The sequence below is a fragment of the Bacillus sp. FSL R5-0416 genome, assembly GCF_037975425.1.
Taxonomy (GTDB): Bacteria; Bacillota; Bacilli; order Bacillales; family Bacillaceae; genus Bacillus; species Bacillus subtilis.
The window spans coordinates 1,706,902-1,728,113 of the sequence record NZ_CP150252.1 but is presented as its reverse complement, the minus strand read 5'-3'; the positions used below and the strand labels follow the sequence as shown (position 1 = coordinate 1,728,113).

Below are 21,212 nucleotides of genomic sequence, written 5' to 3'. Positions count from 1 at the left end.
TTAAGCTTGATCGGGCACAGCGGACTGAGATGATTCTTTATCCAAAACCGCGTTCGCATCAATAATATTTAAGAGTCTGTTCTCTTGTTTCACAATCTGTTCGATCGACACATCCGTATCTTTCTGAACGCCTTCTGGAGCAGATTCTATTTCACTTTCGTGTACGGTAATCACATCGTTCGCTTCATCCACAATCCAGCCGACTTCAATATCACGATAAGCAATAATGATAATTCGTGTTTCATCGGTAATTTCATACTCTGGCAAATTCAGGCGTTTTCTTAAATCAATAACCGGAGTCACCACCCCGCGTAAATTGATTACCCCGCAAATATATGGTTCGACGCCAGGTACCCTCGTTGGCTTTTGCCATTTTTCAATTGATTTCACCTGAGTGACGGAAATGGCATATTCTTTGCCATTTACCATAAAGACTATCATTTTTTCGCCTGTTTTAATTTCTGCAGTCATGTGAGACACCTCCTCGAATGGTTAAATAATCAGTGCATTACAATCAATAATGAGCGCTACTTCTCCGTCTCCTAAAATAGTAGCTCCGGAAATTGCAAAGACGTTTGTTAAATAATCTCCGAGTGATTTCAGCACAACTTCCTGCTGGCCAATAAAGGAGTCCACCACAAATGCAGTAGGTTTGTCGCCTTTTTTCACGACAATGATATGGAGCTGTTCCGCATCTTTTCTTGTATCTTCTATTTTAAACTCTTCTTTTAAATAAACGACAGGGACAATATGCCCTCTAAAGTCAATCACTTCACGGTCATGCGTTTGCAAAATGTCTTTTCTGTCAATAACTGCTGTCTCAATGATTGAAGAAATCGGAATGGCAAATGTCTCTTCTTCCAACTTAATCAGCAGAACTGAAATAATAGACAAGGTAAGCGGCAGCTGGATGCTGAATAGAGAGCCTTGACCCTCGGCTGATTTCACACTGACTGAACCGCCAAGAGACTCCAGTTTGTTTTTTACAACGTCAAGTCCTACACCGCGGCCGGAAATATCAGAAATTTGGTCAGCAGTTGAGAACCCCGGAGCAAAAATCAATTCGTAAATTTGGTTGTCTTCTAAGGTTTCAGCTTCTTTTTCCGTTATGACCCCGCGCTCAAGCGCTTTTTCCAGAATTTTTTTGCGATTAAGGCCTGCGCCGTCATCCTCTACTTCGATAAAGACATGGTTGCCGCTGTGATAAGCTTTAAGCACAACTTTTCCTGATTCCGGTTTTCCCTTTTGCAAACGTGTTTCCGGCGCCTCGATACCATGGTCAATACTGTTTCTGATCAAGTGAACGAGTGGATCTCCGATTTCATCAATTACTGTACGATCAAGTTCAGTTTCCGCACCGATGATCGAGAGTTCAATTTTTTTATTCAGCTCTTTCTGAAGCTGGCGAATCATTCTCGGGAATCTGTTAAAAACAGTTTCAACCGGGACCATTCTCATATTCAGAATAATCGATTGCAAATCTCCGGAAATTCTCGTCATTCGTTCAACCGTTTCAGTCAGTTCATTGTGCTCAAGCTCTTTCGCAATCTGCTCGAGACGCCCGCGGTCAATGACAAGCTCTTCAAATAAGTTCATTAAAGAATCAAGCCTGTCAATGTTGACACGAATTGTTTTAGATCCGCCGGCTGAATGCTTCGCCTGTTCATCGTTTTTAGCAGGCTGTTTTTGTTTCTCCTGCTTCGCAGGTACAGTTGCTGCTGGTGAATCTTCTTGCTTAGATTCTTCAGGCTTTTCAGCTGATGTTAAAGGAGCCCCTTGAATGACTTCAACATGCTCAATTTCCGACACGCCATTGATTAATTGTTCAATGTCTTCCGCTGACTGATGTGTTAAGAAACAAACTTGAAAGTCAGTTCCAAAATCTTCTGTTTCAAGCACTTCAGCACTTGGAATTGTTTTGGCTACTTCTCCGACTTCATTTAGTTTTTCAAACACCATATAGACACGAACTGCTTTTAACATACAGTTTTCGTTCAGAGAAATCTTGATTTCATATCGTTTGAAGCCTTGCTCCTCCGCTTCTTGTATAACTGTGCGTTCAAATTCATCATATTCCCAATCAGATGCTGAACTCTGTGCTTCTGCAGGTTCAGCGGAGGCAGCGGATTCAGCGTGCGCACCATTCACATCAAGCTTGGCACTCACTTCTGAGATATCTCTTTTACCATCCCCGCCATCAATAATAGACTGAACCATTGCTTCCAGGTGATCCAGAGCTTCAAACAAAATATCCAGCCAGTCTGAGGTGACTTCCATGTCTCCGTTTCGGATTGCATCCAGCACGTTTTCAAGCAGATGGGTAAGATGTGCTAAATCCGTGTAGCCCATCGTTGCGCTCATTCCTTTTAATGTATGGGCAGCCCTGAATATATCATGTACGAGCTGAAGATCAGTCGGGTCTTTCTCTAAAAGAAGAAGCTTTTCATTACATGTTTGTAAATGTTCTTTACTCTCATCAATAAAGACATCTAAATACTGATTCATATCCATTTGAATCACACCCTCTCTTTTTTCACACAGCTTGTGATGGATGCTGCGATATCTTCCACATGTTTAATCTCATGAATGAGACCCGCTTTAACAGCAGCTTTTGGCATCCCGTATACGACACAAGATTCTTCAGACTCCGCAATGGCTTTCACATTGCCGGCTGTTAGCATGTCCTTTAGCCCAGCAGTGCCGTCACTGCCCATTCCGGTCATGATAACCGCTACTTTTTCATAATCTGTCAGTTTCCCGACAGAACGGAATAAATAATCAGCAGATGGTTTATGACGGCTTGGTGTGTCATGGTTATCAAGCACAACCTGGAGTCCTTCGCTGTTTTTAATAACGGATATGTTTTTTCCGCCCGGTGCTATGTAAACACAGCCGTTAAGAGCTGCTTCACCATCTTTTGCTTCTTTTACCTGAATGTCAGATAAATGATTCAGCCGATCAGCCAAAGAAGCAGTAAACCCTTCAGGCATGTGCTGAACGACAACCACTGGTGCGTTCAAATCCTTAGGGAGCTTCGGTATCACCTTTTGTAACGCCCGTGGACCGCCTGTTGATGTGCCGATACACACAATTTGTCTGCCCGTGCCAGGTTTCGGTTTGCTTAATTCAGGCTTAACGACAGCACGCACAATAGGTTCGGGCCGAACTGTCTGGGAAACAGGACGTTTCCGCTTGCCGGAAAGTCCTGCCGCGACGACACGCTCAACTAATTGTTCTTTAATTTTGTATAGATCCAGAGATATTGAGCCTGATGGCTTTGTGATAAAGTCAAAGGCACCGATCTCCAAACAATTAATTGTGCATTCTTTACCTTTCTCGGTCTTGCTAGACACCATAATGACCGGCAAGTTATAAATCTCAATAATTTTGCGGAGCGTATCTGTCCCATTCATGACCGGCATTTCAACATCAAGAGTAATAACATCCGGTTTTAATAATTCAATCTTCTTAAGCGCTTCTTCTCCGTTTCTCGCAGTTCCGATTACTTCTATCTGCTTTTCCTCGGTCAGAAAATCACTTATCATTTTTCTCATAAAAGCTGAATCATCAACTACAAGCACACGAATCAAATTAAGCCCTCCTCATTAAAAAAGAAGATAATTTCTCAATAAATGTCTGTTTGTCTTCTTTGTGTCTCGTTTCTTCTCTTTCAAACAAGGCGTCCGCTAAAATACGGACTGACCGGCTGGCTTTTGCCTGAGGGCTTTTTATGAAAAAAGGAACCTGTTCGACAACCGCTTTGCTCACGATCACATCGTCAGAAACGGAACCGGCAAACTGAACCTGAACATCCAAAAACATATGAATTGTACGGGAGAGGCGGGCAAAAGCGTCAAGCCCTTCCTTTTGGTCACGGCACCGATTGACAGCCACCTTCATTGAAAGCTTATTTTCTGTCAAAACCAAGTGCTTGACAGCGCTGTATGCGTCCATAATGGCCGTCGGCTCGGGAGTTGTTATAATCAAAATATCTTCTGCTGATAAAATAAAAGGCAGTTGATCTTTTGATAAGCCCGCTCCCATATCAAACAGCACATAATCGAACTGGCTTAATGCATGAGAAAGTTCATTGGCAAAAAACGTCCATTTTCTCTGATCGAGCTGAAACATCACATCAAGACCGGTTCCCCCTGATATATACCGCAAACCCTTTGGGCCAATGGATAATGACTGGAGCAAAGGCTTACGATCGGTTAAAACATCAATTATCGTGGCAGACGATGAATTTCCTATTAATATATCAATGTTCCCCATCCCGATATCAAGGTCGATGAGCAGCACCTTCTTACCTTTATCCTGTAGCGCAAGTGCCATATTTAAGGTAATATTGGATTTTCCGACACCGCCCTTGCCGCTGATGACAGCAAGTGTCTTCGCTTTTTGTGAATAAACCATTGGCAGAACGCGCTCACGTTTTTCCATTTTCGCCCGTAAAGTTGCTGCTTGGTCATATCTGTTCATCTGCACAGCATCCTCACAAAACCAAGTGGAGATACAGTCTGTATATCCTCAGGCACATTCTGTCCGTTTGTCATAAACCCGACACCTATTTTTGATTCTGCCAGTATATTAAATACAGAACCTAAGGAAGTCGTTTCATCTATTTTCGTAAAAATATACTGATTGACAGGGACGGATGAAAACCGTTTGACAATATGCTTCATATCTTCATATTTTGCAGTCGCGGATAAAACAAGAAATGACTGAATGCTGCTCTCAAAAGGAATCGTTTCTTTCAGTTCATCAATGTATTGCGGGTCCTTGAAGTTTCTTCCGGCTGTATCAACAAACACATGATCATACTCAGAAAATAACTCCTTCGCCTGCTGAAATTCTTCTTTTGTATAGCAAACTTCCAGAGGAGCCTGCAGCAGTTCAGCGTATGTTTTCAACTGTTCAACAGCTGCAATACGATACGTATCTGTTGTAATAAAAGCGATTTTTTTATGTTTTTCAAGCATAGATATGGCTGCGAGTTTAGCCAGTGTAGTTGTTTTACCAGCCCCTGTTGAACCAAAGAGAACGATATATTTTGAATGAATTGGCTCCTGCCACTTGTCTGCTGAGGGCAGCATATCGCATAGTATTTCCTGAAGTTTGCCGACAACATTTTCTTCAGTCAAGCCGCCTGCTTCAACAGAGAAGCGAAGCAATTTTTTCAGAGTGTTCGTTTTCGTAGACTCTTTGATCCCTGTTTCTTGCAAAAGCTTTTCTGCTTTTCGCAGCGGCTCAGGAAGTACAGATTGATATGCTGAAAAATCACCTAGCTCCTGTTGCGCCGGAATTTGAGGGGGATATGTTCTCTCCTCTATTTTCGGACTGCTGACCGGAGTTTTTAATGTTTGTTTCGGTTCAGCTGCCTTCTGAGGCGTTTTTTTCTCAAGAAAGTCCTGATCCAATACGGCGATTACTTCAACAGCAGGCTTGTTGACGAGGCCAAACCATTTTCGCTTTTTAATTTTTTTTGAATTTAATATGACCGCTTCATTACCTAACTCTTTTCTGATGAGAAGTGCCGCTTCTTGCATTGAAGCAGCAGTAAATTTTTTTATTTTCATTAAATATCCACCACTCCAATGCTTTGTACCTCAACATTCGCCTCAAGTTCGTTATAAGAGAGTACCGGAAGATCAGGGAAGTACCGTTCCAGAAGCTGTTTCACATACATTCTGACAGGCGGCGAGCAAAGAAGAATCGCGGTTTCCTGACGTAATGAGAGCTGTTCAGCTTCTTTAGCGACAGAGCGCACTATACTTTCTGAAATATCTGGTTCAAGTGATAAATAGTTCCCGTGTTCCGTCTGCTGCACACCGTCTGCTATTGCTTTTTCTACACGGCCGGAACAAGTAACAACCTTCAATACTTCATTTTCTTTGGCAAACTGGGCTGTAATTTGTTTAGCAAGCGCTTGTCTTGTATACTCTGTCAAGAGATCAGAATCTGTTGTTAATTTCCCATAGTCAGCAAGTGTTTCAAAAATCGTTACTAAGTTTCGAATTGAAACTTTTTCTTTTAAAAGCTTAGCAAGCACTTTCTGAATATCACCGACAGACAATGGATTCGGCGTAACCTCTTCAACCAGGACTGGATACGATTCTTTCAAGTGATCGATCAGCTGTTTTGTCTCCTGCCTTCCGATCAATTCGTGGGCATGCTGCTTAATTTTCTCCGTAATATGCGTTGAAACGACTGATGCAGGATCAACTACTGTATAACCAAGCATGTCGGCTTCATCCTTTACCGCTTCGCTAATCCATTTAGCCGGCAGACCGAATGAAGGCTCCACTGTTTCAATCCCTTCAATGAGATCGTCCTCAGGAGTAGGCGACATCGCTAAATAATGATCAAGCAACAGCTCGCCTTTTGCTACTTCGTTTCCTTTAATTTTCAATCGGTATTCATTAGGCTGCAACGCTATATTATCTCTGATTCGCACGACAGGAATGACAAGCCCGAGTTCCAAAGCCAACTGACGGCGTATCATAACAATTCGGTCTAATAAATCACCGCCTTGATTGGCATCAGCAAGCGGTATCAGGCCATATCCAAACTCAAATTCTATCGGATCTATATGCAGAAGCTGAACAACACTTTCAGGGCTTTTAAGCTCGTCCACCTCAGCCTCTTCCTCAAGAATCTCATCCACTTCTTCTTTTTCCTTACCTGATTTAGATAGTGTATATGCGCCAAAAGCAAGCAATCCCGCAAGCGGCCCCGTTAGAAGGATGCCGATCGGAGTGAAAATACCTAAAAGCATGATCGTAGCTGCTGCGACGTATAAAAGCTTTGGATACGCAAACAGCTGGCCTGTAATGTCATGCCCTAAGTTTCCTTCAGAGGCAGCTCTTGTGACCACAATACCCGTAGCCGTAGAAATTAACAGTGCCGGGATTTGCGAAACAATTCCATCCCCTACAGTCAGCATCGTAAAGTGTGAAGCAGCCTCTTGAATGGACATGCCCTGCTGAAGCATTCCGATCACGATTCCGAAAATAATATTGATCATCACAATGATGATTCCGGCAATGGCGTCACCTTTTACAAATTTACTGGCACCGTCCATTGCTCCATAAAAGTCTGCTTCTCTTGCCACTTTTTCGCGGCGATGCTTCGCTTCCTGTTCGGTAATCATCCCTGCGTTTAAATCAGCATCAATACTCATCTGCTTCCCCGGCATTGCGTCCAGCGTAAACCTTGCTGCAACCTCGGAAACACGTTCAGCACCTTTTGTAATGACGATAAACTGAATAATAATAAGGATGATAAATACAACGAGTCCAACTAATACATTTCCGCCGACAACGAAATTTCCGAAAGTCTCGACGACTTTCCCTCCTTCACCGTGTGAAAGAATTGAACGGGTAGTTGAGACGTTCAAGCCCAAACGAAATAGGGTCAAAAGCAGCAACAGTGACGGAAAAATCGAAAACTGAAGCGCTTCCTGCATATTCATTGTGGTGAGAAGCACGATCAACGCAAGAGAAATATTAATAATGATCAAAATACTTAACAGCCATGGAGGAAATGGAATCACCAGCATCGCCACAATGAGGACAACACTTATTAAAACGGATAAATCTCTTGTTGACATGCTGTTTTTTCTCTCCTTTTAAATCGAAAAATTCAATATACTTTTTGTTTTGTTTTATATACGTAAGCCAGAATTTCTGCTAAAACTTTAAAAAATTCTTCCGGCACTGCCTGGTCAATTTCCACCTGATCATATAACGCACGGGCAAGCGGTCTGTTTTCTACCATCATGACATCATGCTCTTTAGCAATTTTCCTGATTTTTAACGCCAGGTGGTCGACACCTTTTGCAACAATATAAGGAGCGTCCATTTTTTCTTCATCATATTTCAAAGCAATCGCATAGTGAGTCGGGTTTGTGATAATGACATCTGCTTTTGGAACTTCCTGCATCATCCGCCTCATCGCCATTTCCCGCTGTCTTTGTTTAATTTTAGACTTAATAATCGGGTCACCTTCAGATTTTTTGTACTCGTCTTTTATATCTTGTTTTGACATTTTGATATTTTTCTCATAATCAAATCTCTGATATAAATAGTCAAGACCAGCAAGAATTAATAAAGCGCCTGCACCGCTCAGTCCCATCCACAAAGTGAGTTTTGAAACGAAAGATAGTGCCTCTTCGGGTGTCAGGAGAGGAAGCCGGAGAATTTCTCCATAATGCAGCCAAAGCACAGCAAAAGCCGCAAAACCGACGACTACGATTTTCAAAATTGATTTAATCAGCTCTACAATCGCCCTCATACTGTATATTCGTTTAAAGCCTTTGATCGGATCCAGTTTTTCAAGCTTAGGCTGTATCACTTCAGCAGAAAATAAGAACCCAACCTGCATATAGTTGCTTACGACTCCTGCAACAAGAGCAACAAGCAAAATCGGTGCGAGTATTATGCCCATATCCTTTAATAAGCTGACAAACAATGTATGCACATTTGATTCTGAGAGCTTCATTGTGAGCGATTCGGTATAAAATGTTTCTATGAATGACAGCAGCCTGTCTCTCATATACGGACCAATTGCAATAAGCGAAAGGAATATTACCAGTAAAGAAACGGCGGTATTGACATCCGAGCTTTTGGCTACCTGCCCTTTTTTTCGCGTATCCTTCCGTTTTTTCGGAGTTGCTTTTTCTGTCTTCTCTCCCGCAAAAAACTGCAGGTCAACTCTAAGCTTCATTAAGAAACACCGACCAATGCTAAAAGATTCCGCATCGTTTCAATCGTTAAACTGAAAACATTCCGGACAACGACGAAGATAACGGACATACATACAATGAGCATAATGAAACTGACAGCGATCTTTAAAGGCAGCCCGACCACAAATACATTTAACTGCGGAACAGTTCGAGCCACGATGCCTAATGCTAAATCAACTAGAAACAAGCTGGCCACAACCGGCGCTGACATTTGAAAAGCGATAATAAACATTGCATTAAAGCTTTTCGCAATAAAATAGGCAAACTTTTCATCGCCGAAATTCGGAAATGCCTGATCAACTGAAATATACTGAAAGCTGTAGTAAATACCATCCAGCAGCAAATGGTGGGCATTGACACTCAGCATAAACAAAAGTGCCATCGTATAGATAAACTGGCCAATCAACGGACTTTGTGCACCGGTTTGCGGATCAATAACGTTTGCTATTGAAAATCCCATTTGAAAATCAATAAACGAGCCGGCAATCTGCACTGCGGCAATCATCATATAAGCAATTAAACCCAGACATAGGCCGACCAAAGCTTCTTTAAACGCCAAAAGCATATAGTGCTCATCTATCTCCAAAGAGGGCGGTTTATCAATGGTGCTGAAACAAATGACCGCAAGAAAAAAAGCAAAACCTATGCGATGAACAGCTGGCACATTTCGATGTCCAAATAGCGGAATTGTTACAAAAAAAGCAGAGATTCTAATAAAAACCAATAAAAAAGCAGGAAATAAGTCAATAATTGAATTCATCTCTACATTACCCTGCAAAACGATTTAAATTAGAAAACAGCTCTGTTGTAAATGAAAGAATCGTCGACAGCATCCACGGACCAAAAAAAATGAGAGCCAGGAGAACCGCCACGATTTTCGGAATAAACGCCAAAGTCTGTTCCTGGATTTGAGTTGTCGCCTGAAATATGCTGACAATTAAACCGACCAGTAAAGCAATAGCCAATAATGGCCCGCTGATCATCAGCGTTACGTATACGGCTTTTTCCGCCATAGAAATTACAAATTCTGAACTCACGTTTAGCACCTACCCTAAAAGCTCTGAAGCAAAGATTTCACAATTAAATACCAGCCGTCTACCAAAACAAAAAGTAATATTTTAAAGGGCAGAGAAATCATAACTGGAGGCAGCATCATCATTCCCATTGACATCAAGACGCTCGCCACTACCATATCTATAATTAAAAAAGGGATAAAAATCATAAAACCTATTTGAAATGCTGTTTTAAGCTCCGATATGGCAAAAGCCGGAACCATTGTTGTTAACGGAATATCCTTTAATGATTCAGGTTTATCCATTTTCGCGTAATTCATAAACAGCGCCAGATCCTTCTGCCTTGTGTGTTTACTCATAAATTCTTTAATCGGTTCCTCAGCTTTCGTATACGCTTCATCCAAGCTGATTTTGTTGTCCATTAATGGGGTCAGCGCTTCTTTATTAATTTCTGAAAAAGTAGGAGCCATAATAAAAAATGTTAAAAACAGCGCAAGCCCGATAAGAACCTGGTTTGGGGGCATAGATTGCGTCGCAAGTGAAGTTCTGACAAATGACAGAACAATGACGATGCGAGTAAAACAAGTCATAAGAATCAATATTCCAGGCGCCACTGAAAATACAGTTAACAATAATAGTAATTTAACAGTTGAACTTACGTTTTCCGGATCGCTTGAACTGAAAATATTTATAAACTCATTCATGATGACGTGGGCCTTTCTTCTTTCCTTCAGAACGGTTTTGTTTTAACTCTTCAAGTTGCTCTTTTAATGCTTTTGAAAATGAAGGCAGTTTTTGCTGCGGCTGATGTTCAGAACTCTTAAGCGGCTTCACAAACTTTTGCCACTCTATTTTGCTTGACATTGCCTCTTCATGCTGACTGAGAATGACTTCAATCTCTTTTTCATCCTCAATTTCTTTCAGCAGCTGGATCGTCTCTCCTACACCGACGACGAGCACACTTTTCCCGACCTTGATCAATTGTATGGATCTGTTCTGGCCGACCGATGTACCGCCAATATTTTCAACATATTGAAAAGGCTTTAGGAGCCGATTTCTTTTGTTCATGAGCTTAACCAGCCCGTAAATCAGCGCGATAACAAACAGTAAAGCGAAAATCATCTTTACAAAATCAAAAGCTGAGACAGAAGGAGCAGCCGCTCCCTCCGTCTCATCAGCAGTTTTTGTTGTTTTTTCTTTCTTTTGCTCTGATTGATCTGCAGTTTTTTCATCTTTCTTTTGAAACCATTCGTTTACAGTTGAATTATCAGAGTCTGCCGCGGCAGCAGCAATCGGATGTACACTGAATAAAACGAAAAAACAAATAAAAACAATAAAATATTGACTCTTTTTCAACAGTCGTACACCCTTTAACTTAATGTTTTGTTGATTGCTTCAAGCACACGGTCAGCTTGGAAAGGTTTCACAATGAAATCCTTAGCGCCGGCCTGAATGGCATCAATAACCATTGATTGCTGTCCCATAGCAGAACACATGATGATTCTTGCCTGCGCATCAATTTGTTTAATTTCTTTTAATGCTGTAATACCATCCATTTCTGGCATCGTGATATCCATAGTAACAAGGTCAGGTGAATGCTCTTTATATTTCTCTACCGCTTGTGCTCCATTTTCAGCTTCCGCCACAACTTCAAAACCATTTTTAACTAAAATATCTTTAATCATCATTCTCATAAATGCTGCGTCATCTACAATTAAAATTCTATGTGCCATAATCTATCTCTCTCCTTGTGTTTCGTTATTTTAAATTATTAATGCGCTCTGCCTGGCTTAAAATGTCAGTGACTCTTACTCCGAAGTTTTCTTCAATGACAACGACCTCGCCTTTGGCAACGATACGCTGATTAACTAAAATATCTACAGGCTCACCAGCTAATTTATCAAGCTCGATAATACTTCCGGCAGAAAGCTCTAAAATCTCTTTTACGCTTCTCTTCGTTCTGCCAAGCTCAACAGTAATCGAAAGCGGGATATCCAAAAGCATATCCAGATTATGAATAGGGGCTTGTACAGCTTCGTTTGGATCAAACGCGGAAAATTCCACCGGTGAAACCTGAACTGGCGCTGCTTTTTTTGCTGTTCCCTGCCTTTTTGGCGGCTGCTGCTGTTGCTTCGGTTCAATACGCGGCTCTGGCGTCACAGGCTCTTTCGGCTGTTCGTATGTAACTTCAGGCTGCACCGTTTCTTCTTCCTCTGCACTTTCTGAGTTCATAAGGCTTGAAATTAAATCTTTCGCAAATGTCAATGGGTAAAGCTGCATAATGCTGGAGTCTATTAATTCTCCCACCTTTAAGTTGAAAGAAACTTTCACCAGCATTTCATCATCAGGAATACGGTCTGTACCCTTTTCTTCAGTAACATCCAACAATTCAACCCGAGGAGGTGAAATATCAATTTTTTTACTGAATACAGTAGACATTGATGTGGCAGCCGATCCCATCATTTGGTTCATTGCTTCTTGAACCGCACTTAAATGGATTTCACCCAGTGAAGGGTCCGCACCTTTTCCGTCTCCCCCGATCATTAAGTCAGCAATGATCGCCGCGTCACTTTGTTCCACGACTAACAGGTTGCTTCCGCTGAAGCCCTCCGTATAATTCACTTCAATCGCTACATACGGTTCAGGAAACGCATCGCTGATTTTACTTCTTGGAATGACCGTTACGCTTGGAGTCGTAATATCGACCTTTTGATTTAAAAGCGTTGAAAGTGCTGTCGCAGAACTGCCGAATGAAATATTACCGATTTCACCGATCGCATCACGCTCCATTTCCGATAAGTCATCTACTTCCGGAACCTCTGGCTCATCAAGCGTGCTGCCAGTACCGTTAAGAAGCGCGTCAATCTCATCTTGAGATAATCTATTATTCTCCATCTTGTTCACCTCTTATGTCGTGATCTAAAATTTGCACTGCCTGTTTTCGATTCACCCGGCCGGCTTGTCCTAAAAATTTCGGCTTATCTCCGACCAATACAGTAAGAGGATCCGTGACTGATTTGTCCAAAGTTATGCAGTCTCCGACTTCTAAACTTAAAAACTCTTCTATCGTCAGTTCAGATGTGCCGAGCTCGGCCACGACAGGTATTTGTGCTGTCATGATACGTTTTTCAAGCGACTTTGTTTCCTCAGGCTTTGGCTCATTTCGGTCTGATTGCATCCAATAGTGGACTGAAAGCTTCGGTATGAGCGGCTCGAGTACGATATGCGGGATACAGAGATTAATGACACCGCTGATTTCACCAATTTGAGTATTGAGCGAGATCACCACGACTGTTTCATTAGGAGATACCATCTGAACAAATTGCGGATTCACTTCAAACTCAGTCATTTCCGGTTCAATATCAGCAATTGACTGCCAAGCTTCTTTATAATTACCCAGTGCATTTTCAAATAAATTAGAAATGATTTTTGTTTCAATTTCTGTCAAACTGTCAACCTTGTTATGACTGATTCCAATCCCGCCCATGACCCGATCCATCATCGTATAAGCTATCGTGGGGTTGACCTCCATCATAATTCTGCCTTCCATCGGATGGACATCAAATAGATTCAGAATCGTCATGTTCGGGATCGATCTGATAAATTCCTCATACGGGACCTGGTCAACAGAACTGACAGATATGTGAATATAGGTTCTGAGCTGAGCAGAAAAATGAGTGGTAAGAAGTCTTGCAAAATTGTCATGAATTCTCGTTAAACTGCGGATCTGATCCTTAGAAAACCGCAGCGCACGTTTGAAATCATAAACCTTGACTTTCTTCTCTTTTTCTTCTTTTTTCAGCTCTTCAGCGTCCATTTCACCTGTTGATATTGCAGAAAGCAGTGCATCTATTTCATTTTGGGAGAGAACTTCTCCTGACATTTTCCTCACCTCCGTATTCTGTCAAATTATGCTTTATTGCAGATTAAAGGAGGTAATATACACTTTTTCTACTTTTCCTTCTTGGAGGTAGCTATTTATTTTATCTTTTAGTTCCTTCTTAAAGGTTTCTTTTCCCTTGTCTCCCTCAATCTGATCAGCATTCGTATCAGCCAGCAGTGATATAACAGCGTCTTTCACTTGGAAATCACGTTTCTCAAGTTCTTCTTTTGATTTATCAGAATCAGTTTCAAGCTTAATAGCAAGACGGATAATGTTATCAGACTTTAAATTTGTTGTGATCTCTTCTACATCAACAGAAGACGCAACGATTTCATCAATACTTTTTTTCGCTTCACTTTTTTCGGACTTTCCGCCTAAAACAAAATAAGCCGCCGCCCCGAGAGCACCAATTACGATAAGAATAATTAGTAATATGATCATTAACTTTTTCTTCATTCCGGTTCCTCTATTCCTTGATCCATTGCAAATATTTGTATTTTTCGGTAGAAAGCTGCGATCTTTTCCAGAACAGCTTCTTCATCTTCTTTTACTACAAACTTCTTACCATTTGACAGAGTAATTGTAGTATCCGGAAAACATTCAATCTGTTCAATAAATAGCGCATTCAGTGTAAAGGGCTGCCCGTTTAAACGGGTTACTTTAATCATAAAACAGCGGAGAAGCGATTACTCGCCTCCCCTCCCTCCTTAACGTTTAAGGTTAACCAGTTCTTGAAGGATTTCATCAGATGTTGTAATAATTTTTGAGTTTGATTGGAATCCGCGCTGGGCTACGATCATTTCAGTAAATTCGTCAGTTAAATCGACGTTAGACATTTCGAGAAATCCTGATTTAAGAGCACCAGTTCCGCCGTCACCAGGCTGGTTCGCTGCACTGGCCGTTCCAGAGTTTAAAGATTCACGGTATAGGTTGCTTCCGATTTTATCTAAGCCGTCACTGTTGGCAAAAGTAACAATCCCGATTTGTCCCCCGTCTTGTGTTTTCCCCTCAGCATCAACAATTGACACCTTTCCATCAGAACCAATGCTAAAGCTTTGAGCATCAGTAGGAATTTTAATTGTTCCCCCATTCATATTTAACACATGGTAGCCATCACCTGTAACCAGTGTTCCGGTATTATCTAAATAGAAGTTCCCTGCTCTTGTATAAGCTGTCCCGTCACCTGTATCAATTCGGAAGTAACCGTCGCCGTCAATTGCTAAATCAAGTGTTCTTCCTGTACTTTGTGTCGCGCTTGTTGAATGAATTGTATCAATTGTGCCAGATGATGAACCTAAACCGATTTGCTTAGAGTTTGTTCCGCCGATTGTTGCACCAGCAGCAGAACCGCCGGCAATCGTTTGGCTTACCATATCTTTAAAGGTCACACGGCTCTTTTTGAATCCTACTGTATTTACGTTGGCAATGTTGTTACCGATTACGTCAAGCTTTGTTTGAAAGTTCTTCATACCGCTGATTCCAGAATAAAGTGAACGTAACATAATATATTCCCCCAGATGTTTTTATTTAGATGATTGTCCCACAGACATGACATTCGCAGGACTGATCTCGGTCCCATCATCAAGAACGAGATAATAATTTCCTTTAAAATGTTTAACAGAGCTTACTGTGCCTGTTTTATCTGTTGCACTTTTACCATCAGTCCAAGATACTTCTTTTCCCATCCAATCAACATACGTTGTAAACGGATCTTGGTTTTCAACGAATTGAGTCATTGTCGTATTCAGATTCATCATTTGCTCCAAGCTTGAAAAAGTCGCCATCTGGCTGATAAATTCTTTATCGTCAATCGGGTTAAGCGGATCTTGGTTTTGAACTTGAGTCATTAATATTTTTAAAAACTCGTCTTTCCCCAAGCTGCTGTTGTTCGTCGACACAGTGTTCGTTTTTTCAGGCAGTTTATATTCTGAACTTATAGAAGTCATTCTTCTTCCTCCATTTCAACCATCGACACTTCATCGAGCAGATCGCCAAAATCATTTGATTGCTTTTTCTGTCTTTGCTGTCTCTGCCCCTCTTGCTGCTGTTTCTGTTCATCAGCAAGCTGGCCGTATATCGGCTGATCCCCGCTTTGGACCGGAAGAGTAAAACGGTCAATTTGGACGGCCATATTCGGCAATGATTGCTTCAGCTGAGGAAGATGCTGTTCAAGCAATTCTTTTGCTGATTGGCTAGATGCTATGATTTTACTCTGAAACATTCCATTTTCATTTGTCAGCTTGATTGTGACAAATCCTAAATGTTCAGGGTTCAGCCGAATAGTGAAACTTCCCGTCGATCTGCCGAAAGGCGTATATTTCATCTGCTTCCACGCATTAATCACTTGATCAGCCACCGTTTTTGTTTCGGCATTTGGTATATCAGATGACATCTGCTGCAGATCTAGTGTTTGAACTCCTCCTATGCTCCGATGCCCCGAAAACAGCATTTGGAGTCCTGATTTACTATCTACAGGCTGAATACTTCCAGAAACATCCGATGCATTTTTGCTGGATGAACTCTGCGAAAGCGGTGTGAGAACACGCTTCCCAAAGTCTTGTGATGATTCGGATGATTTCGATAACAAGAAGGCTTTCAGCTGGCTTTCAGCTAGACTCCATTCTTTGGTCCCTTTTTGAGGAAGCATAGACATTTGGTCCATTAAGCTTTGAAAACTTTTCAGCTCTGACGCTGTCATGGAGTAAAGTTTTGAACTTGACTCAGCTTTAGTGAATATTTGCTGTTTAAGATCCTGAATGAGTTGTTGAGATACACCCTTTTTTTCTAATGCAGATAGGAATTGATCTCCATTTTGGTAAATGGCATGAGCTTCATTGCCATTCCCGCGATCAGTCAGCTTATTCCCTTCTACGAGCTGGCTAATGAACATCTGGATATAGATAAGCTCTTTAGCAGCATCGGATACTTCATTTTCCTGATTTGATTGCTCTGTATCCGACTTCAGTGCTCCATTAATGTCAGAAACAGAATCATTGGCATTCCGAGCCGTTTTAGCTTCTGAAAAGATTTTCTCCGTTTCTGTGAGCAATTGATCCGTCCCGTCTGACATTTTTGATTCAACTGCTTGCAAAAGATTTTGCAATATTTGCAGAGCATTCGCATCCAATTGCTTCCCTGTCAGTTTGCTTAATGTTTGCAAAAGATCCGCATTTTGTTTGTCTTGGTCTTCAGGACTTGCATTTAGCCATTCACCGATCTTTTTAAGCGCATCTGCTAAAAGCTGATCTTCGGAATTAGGAGTTCCCTTTCCTTGTTCTGAGAGTTCCTTCAATCCTGCCTCAGAAATAAGCCAGTTTTGAAAAACTCCCCGGCTACTTTTCATGTTTTTAGCGGCAGAACCCGTTGTGGTTTGCAGCAAAGGTCCCGCTAATTCAAGCAGCTTCACCTTTCATTCCCCCTATTCTTGGCTGGCAGCAATTTTTTCTGTATAGGTTGCTGCTTGCTCAGGAGTCATTTTCGCCAATATGTCAGCAAGCTGCTTTTTGCTTAGGCCATTCAATATTTTCAGTGCTTCTTTCTCCTTTAATTGGGCAATAATTTTAGCAGCCTTTCCGCTGTCCATGCTTTTGTACACACTGATCACTTTGTCATTTTCAGATGAAGCTTTCGAGTCTGCTGATCCTTCAGTATGATCTTCTGATGACTTTTTTTGATCCTCAGCTGTCTTTTCAAGTGAACGGATCTTTTGATTGAGCCTATCGATTTCCGATTTACTTGTTTCTAAATCTTTATTCAATATACCGATTTCACTTTTTTGATCCTTAATGGTCTTTTCCAGAGCTGCCGTATTACTGCTATCCTTATTTGATGCTGTGTCTTTTTTATTTTCGGTTTCAGGGACCAATTCCTTAAGAACCGGCGTTTTTGCCGCAGCATCCTGTATCGGCTTTAAGACATTGATACCAGCAGCCCAAAGAACAATCCCCCCTGCGATTAGTAGAAACATCAGCGGGAGGATAATGATAAGCAAAACCGAACGGAACTTACCTGATTCTTTCTTTTTGCCGGACATTACATTCGCTCCTAATGGCCTTGAATCATAAACTGCTTAATCGAAATATCGTCCATTTCTTTCATTTCTGCAGCTTTATCTTCAAGAGCAAACATTTTAAACTGTTTTTCACGCATTTTTTCAAACTTTTTCACTTCAATGTTTTTCTCTGTCAAAATTTCTTGTTTTTGATTCATTTGATTTCTTTTCATAATGACAAGCTTTTGATAGTGATAGATCGTATTATCAAGATTTGAGACAAATTGTTGGTAGTGCCTCATTTCTTGTACACTCATGCCGCTTTTTAATTTCTTTTCCTTATTTTGTTCTAGCAATTCTTTTTTGCTCATATTTTCATATAATTTTTCAGCAACGTTTTCAAATTCAGAAACTGATTGCTGATACTCGGATAAGGATTGGTCTTTTTCATTTTCTTTTAGTTCCAGTAGCTTTTGGAATCTAAATTGATAAGCCACGTTTATTCCTCATTTCCTGTCAAACTAGTTAATACAGCAATGCTTTCTTCCAATAAAGCCGGTTCGTCTGTTCCCTGCTTTAAAAATTGAATAAGCTGCGGATAAAACTGTATCGCTTCATCAATTTCTCTGGATGATCCTCTTTTGTAAGCTCCGATATTAATGAGATCTTCCGAATTTTGATATGTCGATAAAAGTTCACGGAATTTATTTGCCGCATCCAGATGCTGTCTTGTCGATATGTTTGACATCACCCTGCTGATGCTTTTTAGTACGTTAACTGCTGGAAACTGACCTTTATTGGCAAGCGCCCTATCCAACACAATATGTCCGTCTAAAATTCCGCGTACAGTATCGGCAATCGGCTCATTCATGTCATCCCCGTCTACCAACACTGTATAAAATGCCGTAATGGTTCCATGCTCGTTTGCACCTGTTCGTTCTAGTAAACGAGGTAAAATAGCGAACACTGAAGGTGTATAGCCTTTTGTTGTCGGAGGCTCTCCGGCAGCCAATCCAATCTCTCGCTGCGCCATTGCCACCCTTGTAACAGAATCCATCATAAACATGACATTTTGGCCTTTATCTCGGAAATACTCGGCAATTGCAGTCGCTGTATATGCCGCTTTCAATCTCATTAATGCTGGCTGGTCTGAGGTGGCAACAACTACAATCGATCGTTTCAGCCCCTCTTTCCCTAGATCTTTTTCAATAAACTCCCGAACCTCTCGTCCGCGTTCTCCGACAAGTGCAATGACGTTTAAGTCAGCCTCTGTCTGCTTGGCGATCATCCCCATTAATGTGCTTTTTCCGACACCGCTTCCTGCAAAAATTCCAATCCGCTGGCCTTTCCCGACTGTCAGCAAGCTGTCAATTGATCTGACTCCAACACCCATCTTTTCACGGATAGGCGGCCGTTTCATCGGGTTGGGCGGTGATTGCTCCGTTGATACAGGCGAAAGCCCTTTCGGCAGAAGTTTTCCGTCAAGCGGTTCTCCAAAAGCATCGATGACTTGTCCGATCAGTCCCGTTCCAACTTTAACCCGAAGTGATTCCCCAGTAGCTTCTACAATGCTGCCAGGTGCAATGCTCGCAGCCTCTAAATAAGGCATAAGCAAAATATTTTCTTCCTGGAAGCCGACTACCTCAGCTTTAATGACTTTCCCAGATTGTCCTTTTGCATAAATCAGGCACACGTCGCCAATTGAGCTTGCTGGCCCTTTTGATTCAATCATCAGGCCGATTACCCGCTTGACTTTTCCGTATCGTTTATACGAGTCTGTCATTTCTATACAATCTATCAGACTCTGTGTCTTCATTCAGCTGCACCTGCTTCCAGCGCTGTCAGAAGTTTATCTTTCAATTGCATCAATTGTGTGTCAACACTCGCATCTACCCTGCCAAAAGGAGTTTCAATATAACAGGTTCCTTTTTGAGCTTTTTCATCAGCATATATGCCAAGCCGGCATTCTTTATAAAGAAGCTGCTGGATTTCATCTTTTTGCTGAAAGATTGTCTCATAGTAATATGGATCAACATAAATTGATATATCGTCATATTCCTTCACTTCGTTTATAACCTGTTGTACAAGCAGGAGGAAAGCCTCTTTATCATCAGACTTTTGCTGCCAAACTTTTTTTGCTAGGGCAACGGCAAGCTCAACGATTTCTTCATTAGCGTCTTCAAGCTTGTCCTCAACAGCTTTTCTGGACATTTCAGTTATACTGTTTGCTTGGCCGATCAGTTCGGCATACTGTTTCATTGCCTCAGCTTTGCCCAGCGCTACTCCTTGTTCAAAGCCCTCGGCTTTTGCTTCTTCAATAAGCTTCTGTTTTTCAGCCGCCCAATCGTTTTTCTCCTGTTCAATTTGACGGCGAATATTTTCTATATGACTGTTTGCCTGCTCAGAAATCCGGTCAGCTTCCTCTTTCACTCGGGCCATAAGCGCCTCCGGGTTCTCTTCAGCCTGCAAAAGGTGAGAATGATCAATACGCACCTCTTGTATAGAAAGTTTTCTTTTTTCCTTTTGTGGAGAAATAGATGATTCTTGTTTAATGATATTAGACAATAATATCATCCCCTCCGCCTCTTGCTATTACAATTTCACCGGCTTCTTCAAGCTTTCTGACGATGCTTACAATTCTCGATTGAGCTTCTTCAACATCTTTCAAGCGTACAGGGCCCATAAATTCCATTTCTTCTTTGAAGGTTTCAACCATACGCTGTGACATATTGTTGAATACAATTTCTTTGACTTCCTCGCTTGCAACCTTTAATGAAAGGAGCAAATCGTCGTTCTCAACATCGCGAATGACTCTCTGAATGGCACGGTTATCAAGTGTGACAATATCTTCGAAGACAAACATCCGCTTTTTAATCTCTTCAGCAAGATCGGGATCCTGAATTTCCAATGAATCCAAGATCGTCTTCTCTGTCCCTCTGTCTACCCCGTTTAACACTTCCACAACAGCTTCAATTCCGCCTGTTTGTGTATAATCCTGAGTAAATGCAGAAGATAATTTTTGTTCCAGAATCCGTTCTACCTCATTAATTATTTCTGGAGACGTTCTATCCATGACCGCGATTCTTCTCGCAACCTCAGCCTGTACTTCAGGATTCAGCTCGGATAAAATTTGCCCAGCCTGCACTGGATCTAAATAAGACAAGATTAACGCCATCGTCTGCGGATGCTCTTGCTGGATAAAATTCAAAATTTGTTCAGGCTCCGCTTTTCTGGCAAAATCAAATGGTTTAACCTGCAAAGAAGAAGTCAGCCTGTTTAGAATGTTCTCCGCCTTATCCTCTCCAAGCGCCTTTTCCAGAACTTGTCTTGCATAGCTTAAACCGCCTTGAGAAATATAATCTTGCGCAATGGCTATATTATGAAATTCTTCTATGATTTCATCCTTTTTTTGATGATCGACGCTTCGAACACCTGATATTTCCAGAGTAAGCCTTTCAATTTCTTCATCGGTTAAGTGCTTATAGACAGAAGCTGACACATCTAACCCCAAGGAAATCATGAGAATGGCTGCTTTTTGTTTTCCTGTAAGCTTATCTTGATCACGTCTCGCCATTTCTA

At 41.5% G+C, this 21,212-nt stretch carries 24 protein-coding genes; all 24 read right to left on the bottom strand.

Annotation, left to right across the window (positions count from 1 at the left end):
- The 24 genes from cheW to fliG are packed head-to-tail and all read right to left on the bottom strand — an operon-like array spanning position 1 to position 21,207.
- A complete protein-coding gene (gene cheW / locus NYE20_RS09190; protein ID WP_003231938.1) occupies positions 1-471 on the bottom strand; it encodes a chemotaxis protein CheW in 471 nt (156 codons plus the stop codon).
- A 21-nt stretch (positions 472-492) separates the two neighbouring features.
- The gene (gene cheA, locus NYE20_RS09185; RefSeq protein WP_161621576.1) at positions 493-2,511 is read right to left on the bottom strand and encodes a chemotaxis protein CheA; all 2,019 of its coding nucleotides are present in this window, start codon (positions 2,509-2,511) and stop codon (positions 493-495) included.
- A 5-nt stretch (positions 2,512-2,516) separates the two neighbouring features.
- A complete protein-coding gene (gene cheB / locus NYE20_RS09180) occupies positions 2,517-3,590 on the bottom strand; it encodes a protein-glutamate O-methylesterase CheB (protein WP_120028092.1) in 1,074 nt (357 codons plus the stop codon).
- A 1-nt stretch (position 3,591) separates the two neighbouring features.
- A complete protein-coding gene (flhG, locus tag NYE20_RS09175; RefSeq protein WP_080030667.1) occupies positions 3,592-4,488 on the bottom strand; it encodes a flagellum location/number ATPase FlhG in 897 nt (298 codons plus the stop codon).
- Complete coding sequence (gene flhF / locus NYE20_RS09170; protein ID WP_003231945.1) at positions 4,479-5,579, bottom strand: flagellar biosynthesis protein FlhF; 1,101 nt, start codon at positions 5,577-5,579, stop codon at positions 4,479-4,481. The genes flhG and flhF overlap by 10 nt, the downstream gene beginning before the upstream one ends.
- Complete coding sequence (gene flhA / locus NYE20_RS09165) at positions 5,579-7,612, bottom strand: flagellar biosynthesis protein FlhA (protein WP_003231947.1); 2,034 nt, start codon at positions 7,610-7,612, stop codon at positions 5,579-5,581. The genes flhF and flhA overlap by 1 nt, the downstream gene beginning before the upstream one ends.
- Before the next feature lie 32 nt (positions 7,613-7,644).
- Positions 7,645-8,727 (bottom strand): flagellar biosynthesis protein FlhB, encoded by a 1,083-nt coding sequence (gene flhB, locus NYE20_RS09160; RefSeq protein WP_014479790.1) that lies wholly within the window; start codon positions 8,725-8,727, stop codon positions 7,645-7,647.
- A complete protein-coding gene (fliR, locus tag NYE20_RS09155; protein ID WP_003245510.1) occupies positions 8,727-9,506 on the bottom strand; it encodes a flagellar biosynthetic protein FliR in 780 nt (259 codons plus the stop codon). Before fliR ends, flhB begins: the two co-directional genes overlap by 1 nt.
- 7 nt (positions 9,507-9,513) lie before the next feature.
- Positions 9,514-9,783, bottom strand: a complete 270-nt coding sequence (fliQ, locus tag NYE20_RS09150; RefSeq protein WP_003220888.1) for a flagellar biosynthesis protein FliQ — start codon at positions 9,781-9,783, stop codon at positions 9,514-9,516.
- Positions 9,784-9,797: 14 nt separating this feature from the next.
- Positions 9,798-10,463: a flagellar type III secretion system pore protein FliP gene (gene fliP / locus NYE20_RS09145; RefSeq protein WP_003245692.1), complete on the bottom strand. Its 666-nt coding sequence runs from the start codon at positions 10,461-10,463 to the stop codon at positions 9,798-9,800.
- Positions 10,456-11,115, bottom strand: a complete 660-nt coding sequence (fliZ, locus tag NYE20_RS09140; protein ID WP_014479789.1) for a flagella biosynthesis regulatory protein FliZ — start codon at positions 11,113-11,115, stop codon at positions 10,456-10,458. Before fliZ ends, fliP begins: the two co-directional genes overlap by 8 nt.
- Before the next feature lie 14 nt (positions 11,116-11,129).
- The gene (cheY, locus tag NYE20_RS09135; protein ID WP_014476812.1) at positions 11,130-11,492 is read right to left on the bottom strand and encodes a chemotaxis protein CheY; all 363 of its coding nucleotides are present in this window, start codon (positions 11,490-11,492) and stop codon (positions 11,130-11,132) included.
- A gap of 25 nt (positions 11,493-11,517) precedes the next feature.
- Complete coding sequence (gene fliY, locus NYE20_RS09130) at positions 11,518-12,654, bottom strand: flagellar motor switch phosphatase FliY (RefSeq protein ID WP_014479788.1); 1,137 nt, start codon at positions 12,652-12,654, stop codon at positions 11,518-11,520.
- Positions 12,644-13,642 (bottom strand): flagellar motor switch protein FliM, encoded by a 999-nt coding sequence (fliM, locus tag NYE20_RS09125; protein ID WP_003220879.1) that lies wholly within the window; start codon positions 13,640-13,642, stop codon positions 12,644-12,646. Before fliM ends, fliY begins: the two co-directional genes overlap by 11 nt.
- Before the next feature lie 33 nt (positions 13,643-13,675).
- Complete coding sequence (gene fliL / locus NYE20_RS09120) at positions 13,676-14,098, bottom strand: flagellar basal body-associated protein FliL (RefSeq protein WP_003231964.1); 423 nt, start codon at positions 14,096-14,098, stop codon at positions 13,676-13,678.
- Positions 14,095-14,310 (bottom strand): swarming motility protein SwrD, encoded by a 216-nt coding sequence (swrD, locus tag NYE20_RS09115; RefSeq protein ID WP_003231966.1) that lies wholly within the window; start codon positions 14,308-14,310, stop codon positions 14,095-14,097. Before swrD ends, fliL begins: the two co-directional genes overlap by 4 nt.
- Before the next feature lie 39 nt (positions 14,311-14,349).
- Entirely contained in the window at positions 14,350-15,144 is a 795-nt protein-coding gene (flgG, locus tag NYE20_RS09110; protein WP_003231968.1) for a flagellar basal body rod protein FlgG, read from the bottom strand.
- Between the two features lie 21 nt (positions 15,145-15,165).
- On the bottom strand, positions 15,166-15,588 hold the full coding sequence (gene flgD / locus NYE20_RS09105) for a flagellar hook assembly protein FlgD (protein ID WP_003231970.1): 423 nt from the start codon (positions 15,586-15,588) through the stop codon (positions 15,166-15,168).
- The gene (locus NYE20_RS09100) at positions 15,585-17,048 is read right to left on the bottom strand and encodes a flagellar hook-length control protein FliK (protein WP_032725700.1); all 1,464 of its coding nucleotides are present in this window, start codon (positions 17,046-17,048) and stop codon (positions 15,585-15,587) included. Before NYE20_RS09100 ends, flgD begins: the two co-directional genes overlap by 4 nt.
- Positions 17,049-17,060: 12 nt before the next feature.
- Entirely contained in the window at positions 17,061-17,675 is a 615-nt protein-coding gene (locus NYE20_RS09095) for a MotE family protein (protein WP_032725699.1), read from the bottom strand.
- An 11-nt stretch (positions 17,676-17,686) separates the two neighbouring features.
- Positions 17,687-18,130 carry a flagellar export protein FliJ gene (gene fliJ / locus NYE20_RS09090; RefSeq protein WP_003231977.1) on the bottom strand — a complete coding sequence of 148 codons (444 nt, stop codon included), beginning with the start codon at positions 18,128-18,130 and terminating at the stop codon, positions 17,687-17,689.
- Between the two features lie 2 nt (positions 18,131-18,132).
- Positions 18,133-19,449, bottom strand: coding sequence for a flagellar protein export ATPase FliI (gene fliI / locus NYE20_RS09085; RefSeq protein WP_032725698.1), 1,317 nt, complete (start codon positions 19,447-19,449; stop codon positions 18,133-18,135).
- Positions 19,446-20,198 carry a flagellar assembly protein FliH gene (gene fliH, locus NYE20_RS09080; protein ID WP_003244804.1) on the bottom strand — a complete coding sequence of 251 codons (753 nt, stop codon included), beginning with the start codon at positions 20,196-20,198 and terminating at the stop codon, positions 19,446-19,448. Before fliH ends, fliI begins: the two co-directional genes overlap by 4 nt.
- The gene (gene fliG, locus NYE20_RS09075) at positions 20,191-21,207 is read right to left on the bottom strand and encodes a flagellar motor switch protein FliG (protein ID WP_003231981.1); all 1,017 of its coding nucleotides are present in this window, start codon (positions 21,205-21,207) and stop codon (positions 20,191-20,193) included. Before fliG ends, fliH begins: the two co-directional genes overlap by 8 nt.
- Between the last annotated feature and the right edge of the window lie 5 nt (positions 21,208-21,212).

Excerpts from the sequence above, each read along its gene's own strand:
- cheW (WP_003231938.1), bottom strand. The coding sequence starts at position 471 with ATGACTGCAGAAATTAAAACAGGCGAAAAAATGATAGTCTTTATGGTA.
- cheA (WP_161621576.1), bottom strand. The coding sequence starts at position 2,511 with ATGGATATGAATCAGTATTTAGATGTCTTTATTGATGAGAGTAAAGAA.
- flhF (WP_003231945.1), bottom strand. The coding sequence starts at position 5,579 with ATGAAAATAAAAAAATTTACTGCTGCTTCAATGCAAGAAGCGGCACTT.
- flhA (WP_003231947.1), bottom strand. The coding sequence starts at position 7,612 with ATGTCAACAAGAGATTTATCCGTTTTAATAAGTGTTGTCCTCATTGTG.
- flhB (WP_014479790.1), bottom strand. The coding sequence starts at position 8,727 with ATGAAGCTTAGAGTTGACCTGCAGTTTTTTGCGGGAGAGAAGACAGAA.
- fliR (WP_003245510.1), bottom strand. The coding sequence starts at position 9,506 with ATGAATTCAATTATTGACTTATTTCCTGCTTTTTTATTGGTTTTTATT.
- fliP (WP_003245692.1), bottom strand. The coding sequence starts at position 10,463 with ATGAATGAGTTTATAAATATTTTCAGTTCAAGCGATCCGGAAAACGTA.
- cheY (WP_014476812.1), bottom strand. The coding sequence starts at position 11,492 with ATGGCACATAGAATTTTAATTGTAGATGACGCAGCATTTATGAGAATG.
- fliY (WP_014479788.1), bottom strand. The coding sequence starts at position 12,654 with ATGGAGAATAATAGATTATCTCAAGATGAGATTGACGCGCTTCTTAAC.
- fliM (WP_003220879.1), bottom strand. The coding sequence starts at position 13,642 with ATGTCAGGAGAAGTTCTCTCCCAAAATGAAATAGATGCACTGCTTTCT.
- fliL (WP_003231964.1), bottom strand. The coding sequence starts at position 14,098 with ATGAAGAAAAAGTTAATGATCATATTACTAATTATTCTTATCGTAATT.
- swrD (WP_003231966.1), bottom strand. The coding sequence starts at position 14,310 with ATGATTAAAGTAACCCGTTTAAACGGGCAGCCCTTTACACTGAATGCG.
- flgG (WP_003231968.1), bottom strand. The coding sequence starts at position 15,144 with ATGTTACGTTCACTTTATTCTGGAATCAGCGGTATGAAGAACTTTCAA.
- flgD (WP_003231970.1), bottom strand. The coding sequence starts at position 15,588 with ATGACTTCTATAAGTTCAGAATATAAACTGCCTGAAAAAACGAACACT.
- NYE20_RS09095 (WP_032725699.1), bottom strand. The coding sequence starts at position 17,675 with ATGTCCGGCAAAAAGAAAGAATCAGGTAAGTTCCGTTCGGTTTTGCTT.
- fliI (WP_032725698.1), bottom strand. The coding sequence starts at position 19,449 with ATGAAGACACAGAGTCTGATAGATTGTATAGAAATGACAGACTCGTAT.
- fliG (WP_003231981.1), bottom strand. The coding sequence starts at position 21,207 with ATGGCGAGACGTGATCAAGATAAGCTTACAGGAAAACAAAAAGCAGCC.